The sequence below is a fragment of the Photobacterium makurazakiensis genome, assembly GCF_050336715.1.
Classification (GTDB): domain Bacteria; phylum Pseudomonadota; class Gammaproteobacteria; order Enterobacterales; family Vibrionaceae; genus Photobacterium; species Photobacterium makurazakiensis.
Genome location: NZ_JAKJSJ010000033.1, coordinates 26,325 through 45,902, shown reverse-complemented (window position 1 = coordinate 45,902; position 19,578 = coordinate 26,325). Strand labels below are relative to the sequence as shown.

At 48.1% G+C, this 19,578-nt stretch carries 17 protein-coding genes; 13 read left to right on the top strand and 4 right to left on the bottom strand.

The features are described 5' to 3' along the window. Nucleotides 1–20: 20 nt before the first annotated feature. The gene (locus L4D09_RS15700; RefSeq protein WP_428458455.1) at nucleotides 21–1,187 is read right to left on the bottom strand and encodes a 3-phenylpropionate MFS transporter; all 1,167 of its coding nucleotides are present in this window, start codon (nucleotides 1,185–1,187) and stop codon (nucleotides 21–23) included. 234 nt (nucleotides 1,188–1,421) lie between these two features. On the opposite strand from L4D09_RS15700, the gene L4D09_RS15695 reads away from it, so the two are divergent. The 11 genes from L4D09_RS15695 (at nucleotide 1,422) to fis (ending at nucleotide 13,308) form a co-directional block, all read left to right on the top strand. Then, entirely contained in the window at nucleotides 1,422–3,227 is a 1,806-nt protein-coding gene (locus L4D09_RS15695) for a putative nucleotidyltransferase substrate binding domain-containing protein (protein WP_428458454.1), read from the top strand. A 47-nt stretch (nucleotides 3,228–3,274) separates the two neighbouring features. Then, nucleotides 3,275–3,904: a 3'-5' exonuclease gene (locus tag L4D09_RS15690; protein ID WP_428458484.1), complete on the top strand. Its 630-nt coding sequence runs from the start codon at nucleotides 3,275–3,277 to the stop codon at nucleotides 3,902–3,904. A 267-nt stretch (nucleotides 3,905–4,171) separates the two neighbouring features. Then, nucleotides 4,172–6,121, top strand: coding sequence for an acetate--CoA ligase (acs, locus tag L4D09_RS15685; protein WP_428458453.1), 1,950 nt, complete (start codon nucleotides 4,172–4,174; stop codon nucleotides 6,119–6,121). 521 nt (nucleotides 6,122–6,642) lie between these two features. Beyond that, nucleotides 6,643–7,098: a type II 3-dehydroquinate dehydratase gene (aroQ, locus tag L4D09_RS15680; protein ID WP_428458452.1), complete on the top strand. Its 456-nt coding sequence runs from the start codon at nucleotides 6,643–6,645 to the stop codon at nucleotides 7,096–7,098. A gap of 20 nt (nucleotides 7,099–7,118) precedes the next feature. Beyond that, nucleotides 7,119–7,580, top strand: coding sequence for an acetyl-CoA carboxylase biotin carboxyl carrier protein (accB, locus tag L4D09_RS15675; RefSeq protein WP_428458451.1), 462 nt, complete (start codon nucleotides 7,119–7,121; stop codon nucleotides 7,578–7,580). A gap of 12 nt (nucleotides 7,581–7,592) precedes the next feature. Then, complete coding sequence (gene accC / locus L4D09_RS15670; RefSeq protein WP_428458450.1) at nucleotides 7,593–8,936, top strand: acetyl-CoA carboxylase biotin carboxylase subunit; 1,344 nt, start codon at nucleotides 7,593–7,595, stop codon at nucleotides 8,934–8,936. 194 nt (nucleotides 8,937–9,130) lie between these two features. Next, nucleotides 9,131–9,412: a YhdT family protein gene (locus L4D09_RS15665; protein ID WP_428458449.1), complete on the top strand. Its 282-nt coding sequence runs from the start codon at nucleotides 9,131–9,133 to the stop codon at nucleotides 9,410–9,412. After that, a complete protein-coding gene (panF, locus tag L4D09_RS15660) occupies nucleotides 9,405–10,862 on the top strand; it encodes a sodium/pantothenate symporter (RefSeq protein WP_428458448.1) in 1,458 nt (485 codons plus the stop codon). The genes L4D09_RS15665 and panF overlap by 8 nt, the downstream gene beginning before the upstream one ends. A 112-nt stretch (nucleotides 10,863–10,974) precedes the next feature. After that, nucleotides 10,975–11,859 (top strand): 50S ribosomal protein L11 methyltransferase, encoded by an 885-nt coding sequence (gene prmA / locus L4D09_RS15655; RefSeq protein WP_428458483.1) that lies wholly within the window; start codon nucleotides 10,975–10,977, stop codon nucleotides 11,857–11,859. Nucleotides 11,860–12,023: 164 nt separating this feature from the next. Next, entirely contained in the window at nucleotides 12,024–12,989 is a 966-nt protein-coding gene (dusB, locus tag L4D09_RS15650; RefSeq protein ID WP_428458482.1) for a tRNA dihydrouridine synthase DusB, read from the top strand. A 22-nt stretch (nucleotides 12,990–13,011) separates the two neighbouring features. Beyond that, nucleotides 13,012–13,308: a DNA-binding transcriptional regulator Fis gene (gene fis, locus L4D09_RS15645; RefSeq protein ID WP_005372656.1), complete on the top strand. Its 297-nt coding sequence runs from the start codon at nucleotides 13,012–13,014 to the stop codon at nucleotides 13,306–13,308. A 91-nt stretch (nucleotides 13,309–13,399) separates the two neighbouring features. On the opposite strand, the gene L4D09_RS15640 is transcribed toward fis, so the two are convergent. After that, nucleotides 13,400–14,185 carry a helix-turn-helix domain-containing protein gene (locus L4D09_RS15640; protein ID WP_428458447.1) on the bottom strand — a complete coding sequence of 262 codons (786 nt, stop codon included), beginning with the start codon at nucleotides 14,183–14,185 and terminating at the stop codon, nucleotides 13,400–13,402. A 184-nt stretch (nucleotides 14,186–14,369) separates the two neighbouring features. Here L4D09_RS15640 and L4D09_RS15635 point away from each other — a divergent pair, with 184 nt between their 5' ends. Further along, a complete protein-coding gene (locus tag L4D09_RS15635) occupies nucleotides 14,370–15,305 on the top strand; it encodes a DMT family transporter (protein ID WP_428458446.1) in 936 nt (311 codons plus the stop codon). Between the two features lie 42 nt (nucleotides 15,306–15,347). Here L4D09_RS15635 and L4D09_RS15630 read toward each other — a convergent pair whose 3' ends face one another. Together L4D09_RS15630 and malX are read right to left on the bottom strand one after the other, a co-directional pair. After that, nucleotides 15,348–16,526: a MalY/PatB family protein gene (locus tag L4D09_RS15630; RefSeq protein ID WP_428458445.1), complete on the bottom strand. Its 1,179-nt coding sequence runs from the start codon at nucleotides 16,524–16,526 to the stop codon at nucleotides 15,348–15,350. A 115-nt stretch (nucleotides 16,527–16,641) separates the two neighbouring features. Continuing rightward, nucleotides 16,642–18,213, bottom strand: a complete 1,572-nt coding sequence (gene malX, locus L4D09_RS15625; protein WP_428458444.1) for a maltose/glucose-specific PTS transporter subunit IIBC — start codon at nucleotides 18,211–18,213, stop codon at nucleotides 16,642–16,644. 300 nt (nucleotides 18,214–18,513) lie between these two features. Between malX and malI the strand changes: the two genes are divergently transcribed. Further along, a complete protein-coding gene (gene malI / locus L4D09_RS15620) occupies nucleotides 18,514–19,536 on the top strand; it encodes a Mal regulon transcriptional regulator MalI (RefSeq protein ID WP_428458443.1) in 1,023 nt (340 codons plus the stop codon). Nucleotides 19,537–19,578 lie beyond the last annotated feature (42 nt).

The window sequence follows — 19,578 nt, the reverse complement described above, 5'->3', positions numbered from 1 at the left end:
TCTGGGCAGCCATTCAGATATTAGTTTTCTTTTACGATACGACGGCGAGGGGCCGCTTCGATTTTCATTAATAACGCAGGTACGCCCATCAATGCCATCAACCAGAAGATATTGGCTCCCCACATGCCGTATAACCAACCACTTAATGCCGTCATTAACGCCATGAATGCACCCATTGGCAGGGCATTATACAGCGCTTGAAGGGCAACCATTTGGTTACTTGGCACATTCTGGATATAACGGATAGTCGCCAAATGTGCCGCTGCAAATGTGACGCCATGTAATGCTTGAGAAGCAAACAGCATCGGTAGGTCAACCATGCTAGCCGTGATCCCCCAGCGAACCAACACGCCGACGGCAGCTAGACGAAACATGCCACCGACACTCCAACCGGCAAATAATCGCGCGCTCAGGGCAAACACGGCAACCTCAGCCACAACACTGAAGCTCCATAGGTAGCCAATAATATCTTCGCCATAACCCACTTCCTTCCAGTAAATCGCACTAAAACTGTAATAAGCGGCATGACTACCTTGTAGCAAGGCAATTATCGACAAAAAGCGGATCACTTTAGGGTCACGTAAAATCGTCATCAGTGCTGGACGGGGTTGATCATGGCTGCCTGGTTCAGAAATAGGCCATGTTGTTGGAGCACGCATGGCAAAGACAAGCGCGACCACCAAACCTGCCGCGGCAACCCACGGGATCACCTCTGGGCTATATTTTGCAGCCAATAGACCCACCACGGTCGAACCCGCAATAAACGCAACCGACCCCCACAACCGCGTTCGACCATAGTCTAAATGCCCTTCCTTGGCATAATGATTGGCTAATGCATCTGACAGGGGCACAATCGGCCCAACCATCATGTTGTAGATCACCGTCATGGCAGCCAATGCCCACAGGCTGCCGCCACAGTAAATATAAGCAATGCAGCTAATAAGCGCAGCGGCCCCAAACCAACGTAGCGCTGGGATTAAATACTCCACTTTGTGAATGCGAGGCGTGATCACAAGATTCGCTAAACAGCGAACACCGAGCCCTAAGCCAAGTAGCAAACCAATATTAGAGGCGCTAACCTCTAAATGGGCAAACCAAAGTGCCCAAAATGGCAGATAAACACCGTAATTAAAGAAAAAACCAAACAGATATTGCGACGTCCATCCATAGGGGCTACTACGAAACATGCCTTGTCCTATTAAGCGAAGAAAATAATTGCGCCTATTATGCCTATAAGTCAGCACAGCCCCAATGAATTAATCAGCCAATACCCCTTATGACCCCTTATAACCGTCGGCAGTCAGCATTAGATCCTTTCATCTAAATATGTGGCATAGACTAAAGTCGTCTGGAGCTTTGATAATAACCAGCGGAAACTGTCATGACTCAATAACCCCCTCTATTGTACTCAGGAGAGCATCATGTCAGAGACCTTCGACACCTCGCTGCCCCCTTTTGATCGCCTGAGTCCCACTCAGCTTCAAACCCTAGTGGGATCATTGGATGTCGCTTATTTTCGTCAGGGCGATACCTTGATAGAGGCGAATTCACCATGCCATCAGTTATTTATCATCATTAAAGGCAGTGTCGAAGAAAGTGCCGCTAAAGATGATGGCGAAGTTTATGCCCACTATACCGCTGATGACATGTTTGATGTACGAGCGATGCTTGAGCCACAATTCCGCCACCGCTATACCGCACTAGAAGATACACTGTGCTATCTGCTACCCAGAGAGGTCTTCAATACGCTATACCAGAACAATGGTCAATTTGCCGCCTATTTTGAGAGTAACCTTGCTCGCCGCCAACAATTATTAGAGGAGGCGCATCGCCAACAAAATTTGGCTGAGTTTATTCTCACCAAAGTCGACGATGACAGTATTCAACCCTGCCTCACATTGCCACGAAATACCTCACTGCGAGCCGTTACCGAGCAATTACAAGACATGGGTATGGACGCTGCGCTAGTGGAAGCCGATGACGAGCACCCTTATGGCATTGTCACCCGAACGAATTTACTCCATGCCACTATGCTCGATAATCTCCCTCCCTCAACCGATGTCGGGCAAGTTGCAACCGCGCCGGTGATCAGCGTTAATAAAGGGGACTTCCTGTTCAATGCCATGCTCGCCATGACCCGCCACAAAATTAAGCGGGTGTCGGTACTCGATGAAGGTAATATCGTCGGCATGCTCGATTTAACCCAAGTTCTGAGCTTATTTTCCACCCATTCCCATGTATTAACATTGCGCATCGCTCGCGCTAACTCCATTGAAGAGCTGGCGCTGGCCGCAAGCAGCCAATCGCGATTGGTCGAAACATTATTCAATAACGGTATCCATACTCGATTTGTCATGGAGCTTATCGCGACCGTCAATGAGCAGATTATCGAAAAAGCCTTTCAGCTTATTGTGCCGCAGGTCATGCACGATCATTGCTGTTTCGTGGTCATGGGATCTGAAGGGCGGGGAGAGCAAATATTAAAAACCGATCAAGACAACGCCTTGATCCTCGACGATGGTGTTGAATGGCCCACACTCTCACAGACCATGCATGCCTTAACCGAGACCCTAAATAAACTAGGCTATCCTCTTTGCCCAGGTAATGTCATGGTCAACAATCCGAAATGGGTCAAAGATAAAAGTGAGTGGTTACACACAATTAAAGCCTTAATATCTCGGGGGAATGAAACAGATATGATGGAGTTGGCGATTCTAGCAGACAGCTACGCTGTTGCAGGTAATAGAGAATTACTGACTCCTATCAAACAGCAACTCCACCAGCAAATGATCGCGCAAGAACGCTTGCTCACCACGTTCACTCGACCGGTATTACGCTTCAGCGTACCGCTTTCACTCTTTGGCAAACTCAAAGCCAGCAAACACGGGTTAGACATCAAACAAGGTGGCATATTTCCAATTGTACATGGCTGCCGAGCGTTAGCTCTCGAACACAACATCGATCACAACAATACGTTCGAGCGCATCGAACAATTAGTCGAACATAAAGTACTCGAGCCAAGTACCGCTTCGAACCTCAATGAAGCACTCAAACTCTTCATCAAGTTACGCCTGCGCCAGCAGCTTGATCACCCATCAGGCGGCCTTCAGCAGCATATTAAAGTCGAACGCCTCAACCGTACTGATCGCGATCTTCTTCGCCATAGTCTGCATGTCGTCAAAAAATTTAAAGAGTGGCTGGGCTATCACTATCAAATTCGAGATTAAGCAATTCCCTAGGCCCTTCTTACTCATCATTTAAGGCAGAAGCCGTTATGAATATTTTACAGCGTTGGTGGTATCAGCATAAATTAAAGTACAGCCCTTACCGTCCCCTCTTTGATCGTTACAAAGGCGAAGAGCTTGTTTCGCTCGACTGCGAAACCACCAGCCTTGATCCACACAGCGCTGAATTAGTCACGATTGCAGCAACCCGTATACAGGAAAATCGGATTCTTACCAGCCAATCCATTCACCTGACACTACGCGCACCGGCGAGTTTAGATGCTGGATCCGTCACCATTCACCGCCTTCGTCATCAAGATCTCAATCAGGGCCTTAACGAAGAGCAGGCGTTAGAAAAACTCCTCGATTTCATCGGTAACCGACCGTTGGTGGGCTATCACATCCGCTATGATAAAACGATCCTCGACCGCTACTTCCGCCGCCATTACGGTTTTTCGCTGCCGAATAAAATGGTCGAAGTCAGCCACCTTTATCACGAACAATTAGAACGTCAGTTACCCAATGCTTATTTCGACTTAAGCCTTGAGGCGATCAGCCGCCACCTCGACTTACCCGTCCCTCCGCGCCATGACGCACTGCAAGATACGATTACCGCGGCAATGATTTACGTTCGGCTCAAGCACGGTGACATGCCAAGTCCATCCGTTCGGACTTGTTAAAAACAACTAGACTTGCTGTCGTTCATGTTACGAACAACAGCGTTTCATTGTGTAGTTCATGTACCAAACCCATGGTTAAGTGCAAGTTTTTGGTTGAAACTTCACTGCAACAACAACCACTTGGCTATTTTTATCGCCCTCTCATCCTAAAGTCTAATTGAGACCGACCTCGATCTATTGGAAGTTAGTACTACGCAAGCAAAATAAACCTGCATACAGAATAATCCGGTCCAGTAAGGACAAAAACGGAACATCAAGGAGAATAGGATGAGTGAAGTTCACGTGTATCCAGTAAATCAGGACATTGCCGCTAACGCACACATTACTGATGAGCAATACCGCGAGATGTATCAGCAATCAGTGGTTAACCCAGAAGGGTTCTGGCGTGAGCATGGACAAATTGTCGACTGGATCACCCCGTTTTCCAAAGTAAAGAGCACGTCTTTCGATACTGGGCATGTCAACATTAATTGGTTTGAAGACGGCGAACTTAATGTCTCAGCAAACTGCCTTGACCGCCATCTTGCAACACGAGGCGATCAACCCGCGATTATTTGGGAAGGCGATGACCCAACCGATGATGCCACACTGACCTACAACGAACTTCATGAGCAAGTTTGTAAGTTTGCCAATGCCCTTAAGAGCCAAGGCGTACGTAAGGGCGATGTTGTTTGCCTTTACATGCCGATGGTTGCTGAAGCTGCAGTCGCGATGCTGGCTTGTACCCGAATTGGTGCCGTTCACACCATCGTCTTTGGTGGTTTCTCACCAGAAGCACTCGCAGGCCGTATTATTGATTCTAACGCCAAAGTAGTGGTAACCGCTGACGAAGGCGTACGTGCTGGTCGCGCGGTGCCTCTGAAAAAGAACGTCGATGATGCCTTAGCAAACCCTGCCGTTACCAGTATTGAAAAAGTGCTGGTACTAAAGCGCACAGGTGGCAATGTTGAATGGGACAGCGAGCGTGATGTTTGGTGGCACGATGCTACCGCCGTCGCTTCAAGCCATTGTGAACCAGAAGCGATGAATGCAGAAGATCCTCTGTTTATTCTTTATACCTCAGGTTCAACCGGTAAACCTAAAGGTGTACTGCATACCACTGGTGGTTATTTGGTCTATGCGACCATGACATTCAAGCATGTTTTTGATTACCAAGAAGGTGAGGTGTACTGGTGTACTGCCGATGTGGGTTGGATCACCGGCCACAGCTACTTGGTTTACGGACCACTGGCAAACGGTGCAACCACCCTACTATTTGAAGGTGTGCCAAACTACCCATCAACGAGCCGAATGAGCGAAGTGGTGGATAAGCACCAAGTTAACATCCTATATACTGCTCCAACCGCAATCCGTGCGCTGATGGCCAAAGGTGACGAAGCCGTTGCTGGTACGAGCCGCTCATCATTACGTGTTATGGGGTCGGTTGGCGAACCTATTAACCCAGAAGCATGGGAATGGTATCACCGCACTATTGGTGATAGCCGCTGTCCAATCGTTGATACTTGGTGGCAAACAGAAACAGGAGGCATTTTAATCACGCCGCTTCCTGGCGCGACAGCATTGAAACCTGGCTCAGCAACTCGCCCATTCTTTGGTGTACAACCTGCCATCGTTGATAACATGGGTAATATTTTAGACGGAGCAACAGAAGGCAACTTAGTGATGATCGACTCTTGGCCTGGCCAGATGCGTACACTATGGGGCGATCATGAACGCTTTGAACAAACCTACTTCTCAACATTCCAAGGCATGTATTTCACTGGCGACGGTGCTCGCCGTGATGAAGATGGCTACTACTGGATCACTGGCCGTGTCGATGATGTACTGAATATATCAGGTCACCGTATGGGGACAGCCGAAATTGAGTCAGCCCTTGTCGCATTCGATAAAATTGCTGAAGCTGCTATTGTTGGTGTACCTCACGATATTAAAGGTCAGGCTATCTATGCATACATCACACTCAATGATGGTGAAATCCCAAGTGCCGAGCTGCATAAAGAAGTAAAAAATTGGGTGCGCAAAGAAATTGGCCCGATTGCGACACCAGACTTCTTACACTGGACAGAAGCATTGCCAAAAACTCGTTCAGGAAAAATTATGCGTCGAATCTTACGTAAAATTGCGACGGGCGACACTGCAACCCTAGGTGATACATCAACCCTTGCCGATCCAAGCGTGGTCGACAAACTGATAGCCGAAAAACAGAAAGTACTTTAATTAAATATTAGAGTGTTCAAAGCCGTCGTAAGACGGCTTTTTTGATCAACCGCTAAAAGTTACACTTTGGGTTTAGGTTGCTATTGTCTAACCGGCATCGCTCAAGCATGATGACTTTGCACCTTAATGAATCAAACCCGCTCCACTCTAGAGCGCTCAAAATTCGGTGCTGGCTGTTCGAAACAGCTGAAAAAAGGTCATGATGACTGCCAACCATGCCTTTAAGAATAAAAAAATATGACCGCTTTTATCCTTTCATAGTAGCTAGCCACCATACTCAAAGGCTGATTATTGTAGGGTAATTGCCAGCTCGTCACTTTTTCTGTAATCCACCACCTTCTACAGGTGTTCATATTAAAATTGGTGATTAGACCAGTATTTTGCTGCGATTTGCGGTGAATTCTCTATAATTGCTCATCAAGCATGTTTTGGCAGATAAAAACGGACCACACGGAAGCAACGCTGCAGGTTTCTGCATGTTGTTAGAGTAAAACCTCAAAAATAAGTGATATAACGTCAAGATGTCGACCGTTCAACGCATATTACTCATTAATGGCCCAAATCTAAACCTACTCGGTTTACGAGAGCCAGGACATTACGGCCAGCAGTCTCTGGCCCAAATCGTGACGCATTTAACTGCCAAAGCAACTGAACTAGGTGTGGAACTAGAACACATCCAATCAAACGCAGAACATACGCTGATCGATGCAATCCACAATGCCTATGGCAACGTTGATTTCATCATTATCAACCCGGCCGCGTTTACGCATACCAGCGTCGCGATCCGAGATGCCCTATTGGGGGTCAGCATTCCGTTTATTGAAGTGCATCTATCTAACGTCCACGCTCGTGAGCCATTCCGTCATCACTCTTATCTTTCTGATAAGGCTGTTGGTGTGATCTGTGGCTTAGGCCCTGACGGCTATGAATTCGCCCTGCAGTCTGCGGTTCGCCGCCTACAAGCAGACGCTAAATAAACATTATAAGAGAAAGATAAATGGATATTCGTAAGATCAAAAAACTGATTGAGCTAGTTGAAGAGTCTGGTATTGCTGAGCTTGAAATCTCAGAAGGTGAAGAATCAGTACGCATCAGCCGTGCCGTACCACCTGCAGCAGCACCAGTACAATATGCGCCTGCACCTGTTGCTGCACCAGCACCAGTAGCTGCACCAGCCGAAACACCAGCGGCAATGTCAGCACCTGCCGCTCCAGCAGCACCTGCTGGCCATCAGGTTCTTTCTCCAATGGTAGGTAGCTTCTACCGTGCTCCAAGCCCTGAAGCAAAAGCATTTGTAGAAGTGGGTCAGTCAGTAAATGTTGGCGATACACTATGTATCGTTGAAGCAATGAAAATGATGAACCAAATTGAGTCAGACAAGGCCGGTACCGTTGTTGCTATCCTTGCTGAAGACGGTGACGCAGTCGAGTTCGACCAGCCGCTAGTTATCATCGAGTAACCGGGGCTTTTTATGTTAGATAAATTAGTTATTGCTAACCGAGGCGAAATTGCACTGCGTATTTTACGTGCGTGTAAAGAGCTAGGTATCAAGACCGTTGCGGTACACTCTACAGCTGACCGCGATCTAAAACATGTGTTGCTTGCTGATGAGTCAATCTGTATTGGCCCAGCAAAAGGTACCGAAAGCTACCTCAACATCCCACGTATTATCAGCGCAGCTGAAATTACAGGCGCTGTTGCAATTCACCCTGGCTACGGCTTCTTATCAGAAAATGCTGATTTTGCTGAGCAGGTTGAACGTTCTGGTTTTATTTTCGTTGGCCCAAAAGCTGAAACCATCCGTATCATGGGTGATAAAGTTGCGGCTATCTCGTCGATGAAAAAAGCGGGTGTACCTTGTGTACCAGGCTCTGATGGCCCTCTTGACGACGACGAAAGCAAAAACAAAGCCTTTGCCAAGCGTATTGGCTATCCTGTGATCATCAAAGCCTCTGGTGGCGGTGGTGGTCGTGGTATGCGTGTTGTTCGTAACGAAGGCGACTTAATCGAAGCTATCGCGATGACCCGTGCCGAATCAAAAGCAGCCTTTAATAATGATATGGTTTACATGGAGAAATTCCTAGAAAACCCTCGTCATATTGAAGTCCAAGTTTTGGCTGACGGCCAAGGTGGCGCAATCCACCTAGGCGAGCGTGACTGTTCAATGCAACGTCGCCACCAAAAAGTGGTTGAAGAAGCACCAGCACCAGGCATTACTGAAGAAATGCGTAAGTACATCGGTGAGCGTTGTACACGAGCATGTATTGAAATTGGTTACCGCGGCGCAGGTACGTTTGAGTTCCTATATGAAAACGGCGAGTTCTACTTCATTGAAATGAACACCCGTATTCAAGTTGAACACCCAGTGACTGAAATGGTAACCGGTGTTGACCTGATCAAAGAGCAACTTCGTATTGCAGCAGGCCAACCGCTATCTTTCACTCAAGACGATATCAAGATCAGCGGTCACGCTGTCGAGTGTCGTATTAACGCCGAAGATCCTGAGCGATTCTTACCTTGTCCAGGTAAAATCGAGCGCTTCCATGCGGCAGGTGGTATGGGTGTTCGTTGGGAATCACACATCTACAGCGGCTATACCGTTCCACCATACTACGATTCCATGATCGGTAAACTTATCACCTTTGGTGAAAACCGTGATGTGGCTATTGTTCGTATGAAGAACGCGTTAGGTGAGATGATCATTGATGGCATCAAAACCAACATACCGCTTCAGCAAGAAATTATGGCTGACGAAAACTTCCAGCACGGTGGTGCGAATATTCACTACCTAGAAAAGAAACTCGGCTTACAATAAGCGACGTTATTTTCAGATAAATAGGCTGCCTCGGCAGCCTATTTTTATATCAAGCCCGACAAAACCCCCTAGCATCTGGCACTCCCAGCTAACTTTTGCCACAATATCCCCCCTTATTTGTATGAAGAATCAGCGTTGCATGCAAAATCAATTGCTTGCTCGCACAATTGCTTAAGTTCACTGGAAACGACACCATGAAAACGCTTTCTGCGCGCTATCGCCAGGCTCATAAAGAGGCTAAGTGGGCAATCGCCCTTGCTTTGGCCTATTTTGCTTGGTGGTATTTCTCTGCCTATATGTTTGCGCCATCTGCCGCCGAGGAGTCACTACCAACCCTCTATTGGGGCTTCCCCCTCTGGTTTTTTCTTGCCTGTATTATTGGCCCGATTCTATTCACCGTACTCTGCGGCTTAATGGTGAAGTACCTCTATCAAGATATGTCACTAGAGATCGAACCGGAGGACAGCCATGAATAGCCAACTGCTGATCCCACTAGTGTTATATCTGATGGCAGTATTCGCCCTTGCTATCTATACCCGCCGCCATCGCAACACTGGCAATGGGTTTCTCAATGAATACCTCGTCGGCAACCGCAGCATGGGGGGCTTCGTACTGGCAATGACACTGGCTGCAACATATGCCAGCGCCAGCTCATTCATAGGCGGCCCCGGCGCGGCCTATAAAATGGGACTGGGTTGGGTGCTATTAGCCATGATCCAATTACCCGCGGCCTGGTTAACTCTTGGGGTACTTGGCAAAAAATTTGCCATTGAGGCAAGGCGCCATAATGCCTTAACCCTCAATGATATTCTGTATGCTCGATACAAAAACCGAGCCGTGGTTATCTTTGCTTCCCTCGCGCTGCTACTGGCCTTTTTCGGCACGATGGTGGTGCAGTTTGTCGGTGGCGCTCGCCTACTACAAACCGTAACAGGGCTATCTTACTCCCATGGTTTAATGCTGTTTGCCATAACTGTCGGTTTATACACCACGATTGGTGGCTTCCGTGCCGTGGTCATGACCGATACCGTTCAGGGGGTCATGATGATCATCGGCACCATTGCCTTGCTAGTCGGCATTGTGCATGCCGGTGGGGGCGTCGGCGAGTTGATCCAAGATCTCCACCAGATTGATCCGGCGCTGATCACCCCATACGGCCCTGATAATTTCCTGAGCCAGCCCTTCATGCTCAGTTTTTGGGTGCTGGTTTGTTTTGGTGTTATAGGCTTGCCGCATGCAGCTGTTCGCTGCATGTCATATAAGTCCACTAAATCACTCCATCGCGGCATGGTAATAAGTACAGCTATGGTTGCCTTCCTTATGCTGGGAATGCACCTTGCAGGTGCATTTGGGCGGGCTATCGTGCCTGATATTGCTAGCCCAGACCAAATCATGCCAACCCTGATGATGACGGTACTGCCGCCAGCCATTGCTGGTATCTTTCTTGCTGGTCCAATGGCTGCCATTATGTCGACGATCGACTCACAGTTAATTCAGGCTTCTGCCACCCTGCTCAAAGATCTGTACCTTAACTACATCAACCCGAGAGCAGCAGAAGGGCCAAACGCTGACACCAAGCTGTCTAAACTCTCGCTATGGGTAACAGGGATCTTCTCAATGCTGGTGTTTGTCGCCGCCACCAACCCACCAGAGATGATCATCTGGCTTAATTTGTTGGCCTTCGGTGGAATGCAGGCCGTGTTCCTCTGGCCGCTCGTACTTGGGCTATATTGGAAAAAAGCCTCAGCAACAGGTGCGCTTGCTTCCATGGTCAGTGGCTTACTGTGCTATATCGGCTTGTCTGTTATCAAACCCGATCTCGGTGGTATTCACGCCATTGTGCCGACATTGGCTATCGGACTTGTTACGTTCATCGTCGGTAGCCTAGCGAAACCCGTACGGCTACCTTCCCCGCAACACGTTTAAATTTATTCAGCCAAAAGATAGCACCTTAGAGTGCTATCTTTTTTTATACTGGCTAAAAATCATGCTAGACTCCGCCCCCTTGAACCGTAGTCAACCAAAAAGCGAACTAACCATGCCTTGGATTCAAATTAAACTGAACGCAACTGCTGAAAATGCTGAAGCTATTGGCGACATGCTAATGGAAGAAACTGGTGCCTTATCAGTGACTTTCTTGGATGCCCAAGATACCCCAGTATTCGAGCCGCTGCCGGGTGAAACCCGCCTCTGGGGTGATACCGATGTTATCGGTCTATATGATGCTGAAACCGATATGAATTTCGTGTTGGAGATGCTGAAAAATAGCCCGCTGATTGCTGACGGCTTTGCTCATAAAGTTGAGCAACTCGAAGACAAGGACTGGGAACGTGAATGGATGGAAAACTTCCACCCTATGCGCTTCGGCCGTCGTCTATGGATCTGTCCTAGCTGGCGTGAAGTGCCAGAGCCAGACGCTGTGAATGTCATGTTAGACCCAGGGTTGGCTTTCGGTACAGGTACACACCCAACGACATCATTGTGTCTTGAATGGCTAGACGGACAAGACTTAAACGGTAAAACCGTAATCGACTTCGGTTGTGGCTCTGGCATTTTAGCCATTGCTGCAATCAAACTAGGCGCGGCGAAAGTGATCGGTATCGACATTGACCCACAAGCCATTTTGGCCTCGCGCGACAACGCAGAGCGTAATGGCGTTGCAGATCAACTAGAGCTATTCCTACCACAGAACCAACCTGAAAACATTCAGGCTGACGTGGTAGTTGCCAACATCCTTGCAGGGCCATTACGTGAACTTTCGCCAGTGATTAAAAGCCTAGTGAAAGGCGGTGGCCAATTAGCGATTTCTGGCGTGTTAGAAACGCAGGCTGAAGATGTCGCGACATACTACAGTGATGAGCTAACGCTTGACCCACTAGCAGTACGTGAAGACTGGTGCCGTATCGCAGGTAACAAGGCGTAAATTTAGCCCCTAAAAACAGAAATTTTCTGTTTATGAATTAGCCAATTGATTGAAAAAAGTACAGTTTTGCAATTCAAAAACGAAATGCTCAATTATTGGCCTTTTCACGAAGAGAAAAAATGCGTAAAATGCGCGCCCTTACTGGCATAGTCAGGAATAGACGTTTGAAGATCGGTCCATATCAACTTAAGAACCAACTGATAGTCGCACCCATGGCAGGTGTGACCGATCGGCCATTTCGCGAATTATGCTTGCGCTACGGTGCAGGCATGGCTGTGAGCGAGATGATGTCGTCGAATCCAGACCTGTGGAAAACCGCCAAATCTCAGAACCGTATGGTTCACGAAGGCGAGTCTGGGATCCGCTCGGTGCAAATTGCAGGCGCAGATCCCAAGCTAATGGCTGAAGCTGCACAATTTAGTGTTGAAAACGGTGCGCAAATCATCGATATCAACATGGGTTGTCCGGCTAAGAAAGTCAATAAACGCCTAGCAGGCTCAGCCCTGCTACAGCACCCAGCACTGATCGAAGAAATTCTTCGCACCGTGGTAGATGCTGTTGATGTACCTGTTACGCTGAAAACGCGAACAGGTTGGGATCTTGATAACCGAAACTGTGTTGATATTGCCAAACTAGCCGAACAATGTGGCATTCAAGCGCTGGCACTGCATGGCAGAACCAAAGCTTGTATGTACAAAGGCGAGGCAGAATACGATTACATCAAAGCGGCGAAAGAAGCGATTTCGATTCCGGTTATAGCGAATGGTGATATCGACTCACCGGAAAAGGCCCGCTTTGTACTGGATTACACCGGTGCCGATGCTTTGATGATTGGACGTCCTGCGCAAGGTCGTCCGTGGATTTTTAACGAAATCCACCACTACTTAACAACTGGCGAACACCTACCAGCGCCATCTATGGATGAAGTTGGTAGCATTATGCTGGGTCATGTTCATGAATTACACCGTTTCTACGGTGAGTATCTTGGTTTACGCATTGCTCGTAAGCATGTGTCTTGGTACTTGAAAGAACACGCACCAGCAGGTGGTTTCCGCCAGACCTTCAACGCTATCGAGGATGCCCAACAGCAACTCGATGCGCTGCAAGGCTACTTCGAAAACGTTGCATAAATACTAGAAGAGCTTACAGAATATGTTCGAACAAAATCTGACTTCCGAAGCATTAACAGTGACAACTGTAACTTCACAAGACCAAATCACACAGAAGCCACTACGTGACTCTGTAAAAGCGTCGCTAAAAAACTACCTGGCTCAGTTAAACGGTCAGGAAGTCGATGATCTGTACGAGCTAGTGCTTGCTGAAGTTGAGCAGCCACTACTGGATACTATCATGCAGTACACTCGCGGTAACCAAACTCGCGCAGCTACCATGATGGGTATCAACCGCGGTACTCTTCGCAAGAAACTAAAAAAATACGGCATGAACTAAGCCTGAAAACGGCTTAAGCTACTATTTTTCTAAGGCTTACACAGCATTGTGTAAGCCTTTTTCTTATCTATAAATCTTGAGCTATATATCGCTAACTCAATAGCTGTTGACGGTATGCTTCTGGTGTCATTCCCATCTGGCGGCGAAACATCTTAATGAAAGATGATGCCTGGCTATAGCCCAATTGAAAGGCAACTTCATTTATTGCATTGCTTTGCTTGAGCAACCGCAGAGCATGGACAACCTTCAGCCGTTGACGCCACTCATTAAAATTCATTTTCAACTCACGCTGAAAACGGCGATTCAATGTACGCTCGGTGGAATACACAATCTTAGCCCAGTCCGCCAGCGTTCGTTCATCTGCCGGGTCATTCTCTAATGCCTGTAAAATCGGCTGTATTAAACGCTCAGCCGTTGTCGGTAAAAAGTTATCCAATGTATGAGCTGTCGCTAAACGAGCCAGCAGCACTTCAGTTAGGCACTGATCGTGATAACCATCGACGGTTCCGACCTGACGCTCTATCAAATCATCGATAATAGCCTGTACCAGAGGCGTTAATGTGATCATACAAGCATGCTCGGGCAGGCAACCAACCATGCTAACGCAAACATTAATGGCACAATACTCGATGTCTCTACGGTTGTAGGCTTTGTGCTGAACACGGGGCGGGGTCCATATCGCATAGCCTGCTGGCGACACCATTTTCCGCCCTGCCACCTCCATTTCAAGCACGCCCGATTTGATCAGGTGGATCTGTCCCCATTCATGCTGGTGAGCCAAGGTTTCCGTCCCTGCAGCAATATCGAAATAGTGGATAAACACCGAGGTCGGTAGTTGTTCAACCAACTGCGGTAGAAATTGTCGGGCTTGAGTCATCAGCTCCCTTCACTCTTATTCATGGCTATCGCTCCCCATTAGCTTGTCTGATGCTGGCAACCTGCTGTCCGGTTCGGCATACCCAGAAAACTGGCTTCATGTAAAACTGGCTCCCACATTGATAAAACGTTTTACCAACACGTTAAACAACACTTCGCATCACATATTCAAGGAAGGGGAATGAATGAAAATCTTCAGCTTACGGGACTTTCCTGGCTTTGTTTTTCCCATATCAGCAGTAGCAATTTGGGCCGCAAATGCCGTTGTCAGCAAAATGGCGACAACCGCGATTGAACCTGGCGCAATCGCCTTTTATCGCTGGTTTTTTGCCCTACTGATCCTGACCCCTTTTTGCGTTAGCACGATTTGGCAACAACGCAAAAAGATCCAACAACACCTGACCAAACTCACCATATTAGCCTCGCTCGGGATGGTGCTAAACCAAAGCCTGGCCTATTACGCAGCCTATACCACCAGCGCGACGAATATTGCAATATTTCTCTCGCTGATGCCGCTGTTTGGTTTATTTCTCGCCGTACCGATCTTAGGCAATAAACTCAGGCCACAGGCACTTATTGGCGCAATAGTCTCGTTTTCTGGCCTCGTGTATATGCTGAGCGAGGGACACCCCGCTCAGTTACTCAACCAAGGGCTTAAACAGGGAGATCTGTTGATGTTTGCCTCCAGCCTGTCTTATGCCTTGTACTCGGTCTTGCTCAATCGCTGGAAGCTGCCACTGACACCATGGTGTGCGGTCTATTGCCAAGTATTCATTGGTGCCGTGCTGCAATTACCACTATTGCTAAGCAGTGATAAAATTGCGATTTCCAGCAGCGCTTTGCCGATGATTGGCTTCGCCGCTTGCGCCGCATCGATTGTGGCACCATGGTGCTGGCTCAAGGGTGTAGAGCGAATCGGTGCCGCCCGCTCTACCTTGTTTATGAACCTCGTGCCGGTGTTTACCGCCAGCATCAGCATTGTGGTGCTGGGAGTGCACCCAAGCCAATATCACCTTATCGGTGGTGGGTTGGTTCTAGTCGGCCTGACACTCGCTCAGCAGGCCCCTTCAACCACCAAGGCCCCCCAGCCACTCAACCCAAGTCATAAATCAACAACCTAACCGAGCTGTAAACTCACAGAGCTGGTGGCAGACCACCAGCTGTTACTGATCGCGAGTGAGTTGATGGAGTGCTGCCACCAGCGCATCCATTCCAGCAACCACTTTACTATGTGGGCAACCGACATTAAGTCGTACATACCCTTGCCCTTCTTCACCATAAGTATCGCCCCGCATAATGGCGACCTTATAATCCCGGATCAGAACCTGCTGTAGAATATCCATGTCAACCTTGAGCGGGTTGAGATCGATCCAAGCCAAGTACGTCCCATCAGGAACTTGATAATTCACTGCTGGAAATTCAAGGTTTAGCCGCTCGGCGACATAATTGAGGTTAATCTTCAAATAGGCTTTCAATGCATCTAGCCACTCATCCCCTTGTTGGTAGGCAGCAATATGCGCAATAACCCCCAAAATCGCAGGTGAAGATAGCCCATGCGCCGCTTTTAGCTGGCGCAGATAACCTTCGCGTGCCAGAGAGTCTGGGATAAATGCATAGGCACCGGTTAGGGCTGGAATATTAAAAGACTTCGAGCCCGAGCTCACCAATGCCCAATGCTGATCCTGCGCAACCTCCGACCAAGGAATATAGCGCTGGTAAGCCATATCCATATGGATATCATCAGATATCACTTTGACTTGATGACGTTGGCAAACCGCAGCCATCCGTGCCAGTTCTGTTTCCGTCCATACCCGTCCCGTCGGGTTCTGTGGGCTGCACAACAGCAGCACTTTACACTGCGGCAATGCCGCCTGAGCCTCAAATTGTACCCAGTCGATCTCATAGCCGGATGGCGTTTTTAACAAAGGGCTAGCCAGTAATTGACGTTGATTCTCCTCTAGCATATTGCCAAAAGCATCATAGGCGGGTGTATGTACCAGCACCCCCTCGCCCGGTTGCGTCCACAACTGGATCAGCTGGGCAATGATATAAATCACCGATGGCCCATACACTACGCTGCTCGGCGTTAACTCAGCCTGATACCGTTTGGCAAACCAGCCAGTGATCGCCAGCTTGAAATCCTCGTGATTCCAACGGCTATAACCCAATACGCCGTGACTTAAGCGCTGCTGCAACGCTTGCTGAATACACGGCGCAGTCTCAAAGTCCATATCAGAGATGGTGAATGGCAACAGATCGGCTTCGCCGAAACGGTCCTGAACATAATCCCATTGAGTGCAATAAGTACCGTACCTATCTACCGGAGTGGAAAAATCAAACATAATTACCTCTGAGAACAACCTATAGGGTTAGCCCTTGCGTGGAAAAAGCTAACCCTATAAACAGTCACCGCAATAGAAAACGGGGAGCCAATGCTCCCCGCAGTCATGCAACCGATTATGCCGGTAACAAACGTTGAATTTCGTTCTTAACCATATGGACCTGAGGGCCAATCACCACTTGTAGGTTATGTTCATCCAGTTTTACAACGCCAAGAGCACCATTCGCTTTAAGCACCGCATCGTTAACCAGAGACATATCTTGGACCGACATCCTTAGGCGAGTAATACAGTTATCCAGAGCCAGAATATTCCCAGCACCACCTAACGCTTCAAGGATAATGTCGCCTTTGTAACCTGTCGTTTTTTCACCAGTGACTGCTGCTGCGATTTCTTCTGTCGATTCAATCTCACGGCCAGGTGTTTTGAGGTTAAAGCGAGTGATCGCAAAGCGGAACACCGAGTAGTACACCGCGAACCAGATAGCGGCAACAACCGGAACTAAATACCACTTCGTTGCTGTTCCCTGTAGGACACCGAAAATCAAGAAGTCGATGATATTGCCATCAGTATTACCAATCGTCACACCCAGTATGCCCATGATCATGAAACCAAGACCAGTAAGGATAGCGTGAATAAAATACAGCACCGGCGCGACAAACAGGAACAAGAATTCTAGCGGCTCAGTGATACCACCAACCCAACATGCCACCACACCCGATAGCAACAGTGCTTTTACCTTGCCGCGGTTTTCTGGACGAGCACAGTGGTACATAGCCAATGCAGCACCCGGTAAGCCACCAAGGAACGTTGGCATTTTACCCTGAGACAGGAATGATGTGGCTGAGCTTGAGAACTCTTCCGTTGTCGAACACGCTAATTCCGAATAGAAGATATTCAGGGCACCACTCACGGTATCACCACACACATCCAAGGTACCGCCCGCCTCTGTAAAGCGGATCAATGCCACTAGGATATGATGCAACCCGAACGGTAAGAGCAAGCGCTCACCGGTACCAAATAGGAATGGGCCAAAAGGACCTGCGTGAGATATCGCCGTACCGACACCATTGATCCCGGCAGCAAAATAAGGCCAAATCAAGGGTACAACTAGACCAACCACGCCCAATACCACCGTGGTAATGATTGGAACGAAGCGGGCACCACCAAAGAAGGCCAGCGCATCCGGCATTTTATAAGTATAAAAACGGGCATGTAGCTTCGCGACGATGATACCCACGATCACCGCACCAAGAATACCGGTGTCGATTGAATCGATACCAATGATCGATTTCACCCCATAAGCGGCTTCCTGTTCGGCATTGCCTAGCACGCCAGCAACCGTCAAATAGAAGTTAATCGACAGATTCAAAGCGGCGTAGCCGACAAAACCAGAAAATGCAGCGACGCCTTTTTCTTCACGCGCCAGTCCCAGCGGGATAGCAACAGCGAACATGATCGGCAAATAGATAAATGCTACTAGACCAATCTTGGTCATCCACATGAAAATAAGCTGCAGTACGATGTTATCCAACAGTGGAAAACTTTCTTTTACCGCGGTGCTGGAGAGAGAGCTACCTACCCCCAGTAAGATACCGGAAAACGCCAGTAAGGCGACCGGTAGCATGAACGTTTTCCCGAGGCTCTGGAAAAATTCCCACAAGGTACTTTTCTTAGAAGATTGCGACATAGTTGGTTACCCCTAACCATTATTTTTTATGTAGGTACAGGCTTGATAAAACGTTTTATCAATTCTTTTCAAAAAAAGCGCCAACGGAAGGGTGTTTCATCCATGTCAGCGCTTCAATAAATTCACAATAATTATGATAAAACGTTTTATCAGACTTTTTCGCTAACTAGATCACGAAAATATCGCGACATAAAACACATTTTGTAAAGTGTGATCCTGTTAAAATTACTGTAGATTAGGTATAACGTTTTACTAACGCATACGTTAATTTTGACAAGCATTTCCTACAAGTTGCCACTAATGAGCCCAAGAAAAGTAAAAATCACTGATGTTGCAGCATACGCGGGGGTATCTGTATCTACCGTCTCTCTGGTACTCGGTAATAAAGGTCGGATTTCTGAAGCAACAATCAACAAGGTCAACCAAGCTATTGATGCACTTGGCTATATGCGCAATAAAGCCGCGGCCAACCTACGATCAAACCAATCCAACTTGATCGGCTTGATCCTGCGCGATATTACCGACCCGTTTTATACAGAGATCACCGCAGGGATCAGTGAAGAGCTTGAAAAACACGGGTATATGCTTTTTCTTGCGCAATGTGGGGACTCGCCAGACAAACTGGTGAAATGCGTCCAATCGATGATCCAGCAAGGTGTGGCAGGTATTGCATTCAGCCCGCTACGAGGCTCTACTCAAGATGTGATACAGATGGCCCAAAAAGCCGAATTGCCCGCAATTTGTGTCGCTCGCGCCTCAATGACGGAAGAAATTGATTATGTTGGCCCAGATAATAACCTGGCGGCTAAGTTAGCCACCCAACACTTAATTGAGCAGGGCCATCGCCATATTGCCTATGTTGGTGGTCACAGTGATTCACTAACCCGTGCCGAACGTATTGGCGGCTACTGTACAACCTTGATGCAATACGGCCTTCCGTTCAAAAACGAATGGATAATCGAATGTGAACGAAGTCAGAAAGAATCTGCCGAGGCAGTGCGCGAGCTACTCAATCAGCACCCAAAAATTACCGCAATCCTCTGCCATCGCCCAGCCACAGCCCTTGGTGCCATCTATGGGGTACAAAGTGCAAGCCGCAGCGTCGGGCGGGACAACTACATCGGCCAGCAGGTTGCCTTAATCGGCTTTGACGACGTACCTGAAGCCGAGTTGACTCATCCTCCGCTTAGCTTTATCTCCTCGCCGGCCAAAGCCATTGGCCAGCAGGCAGGACAGCAACTATTGGCTAGAATGAAAAAACCTTTAGCTGACACGCAGCGGGTGGTACTGAGCCCAGAACTAATCAAGCGGGAATCTGCTTAAAATCACCCCGACTCTTCATACCAAGCACACAAATAAAAAAGC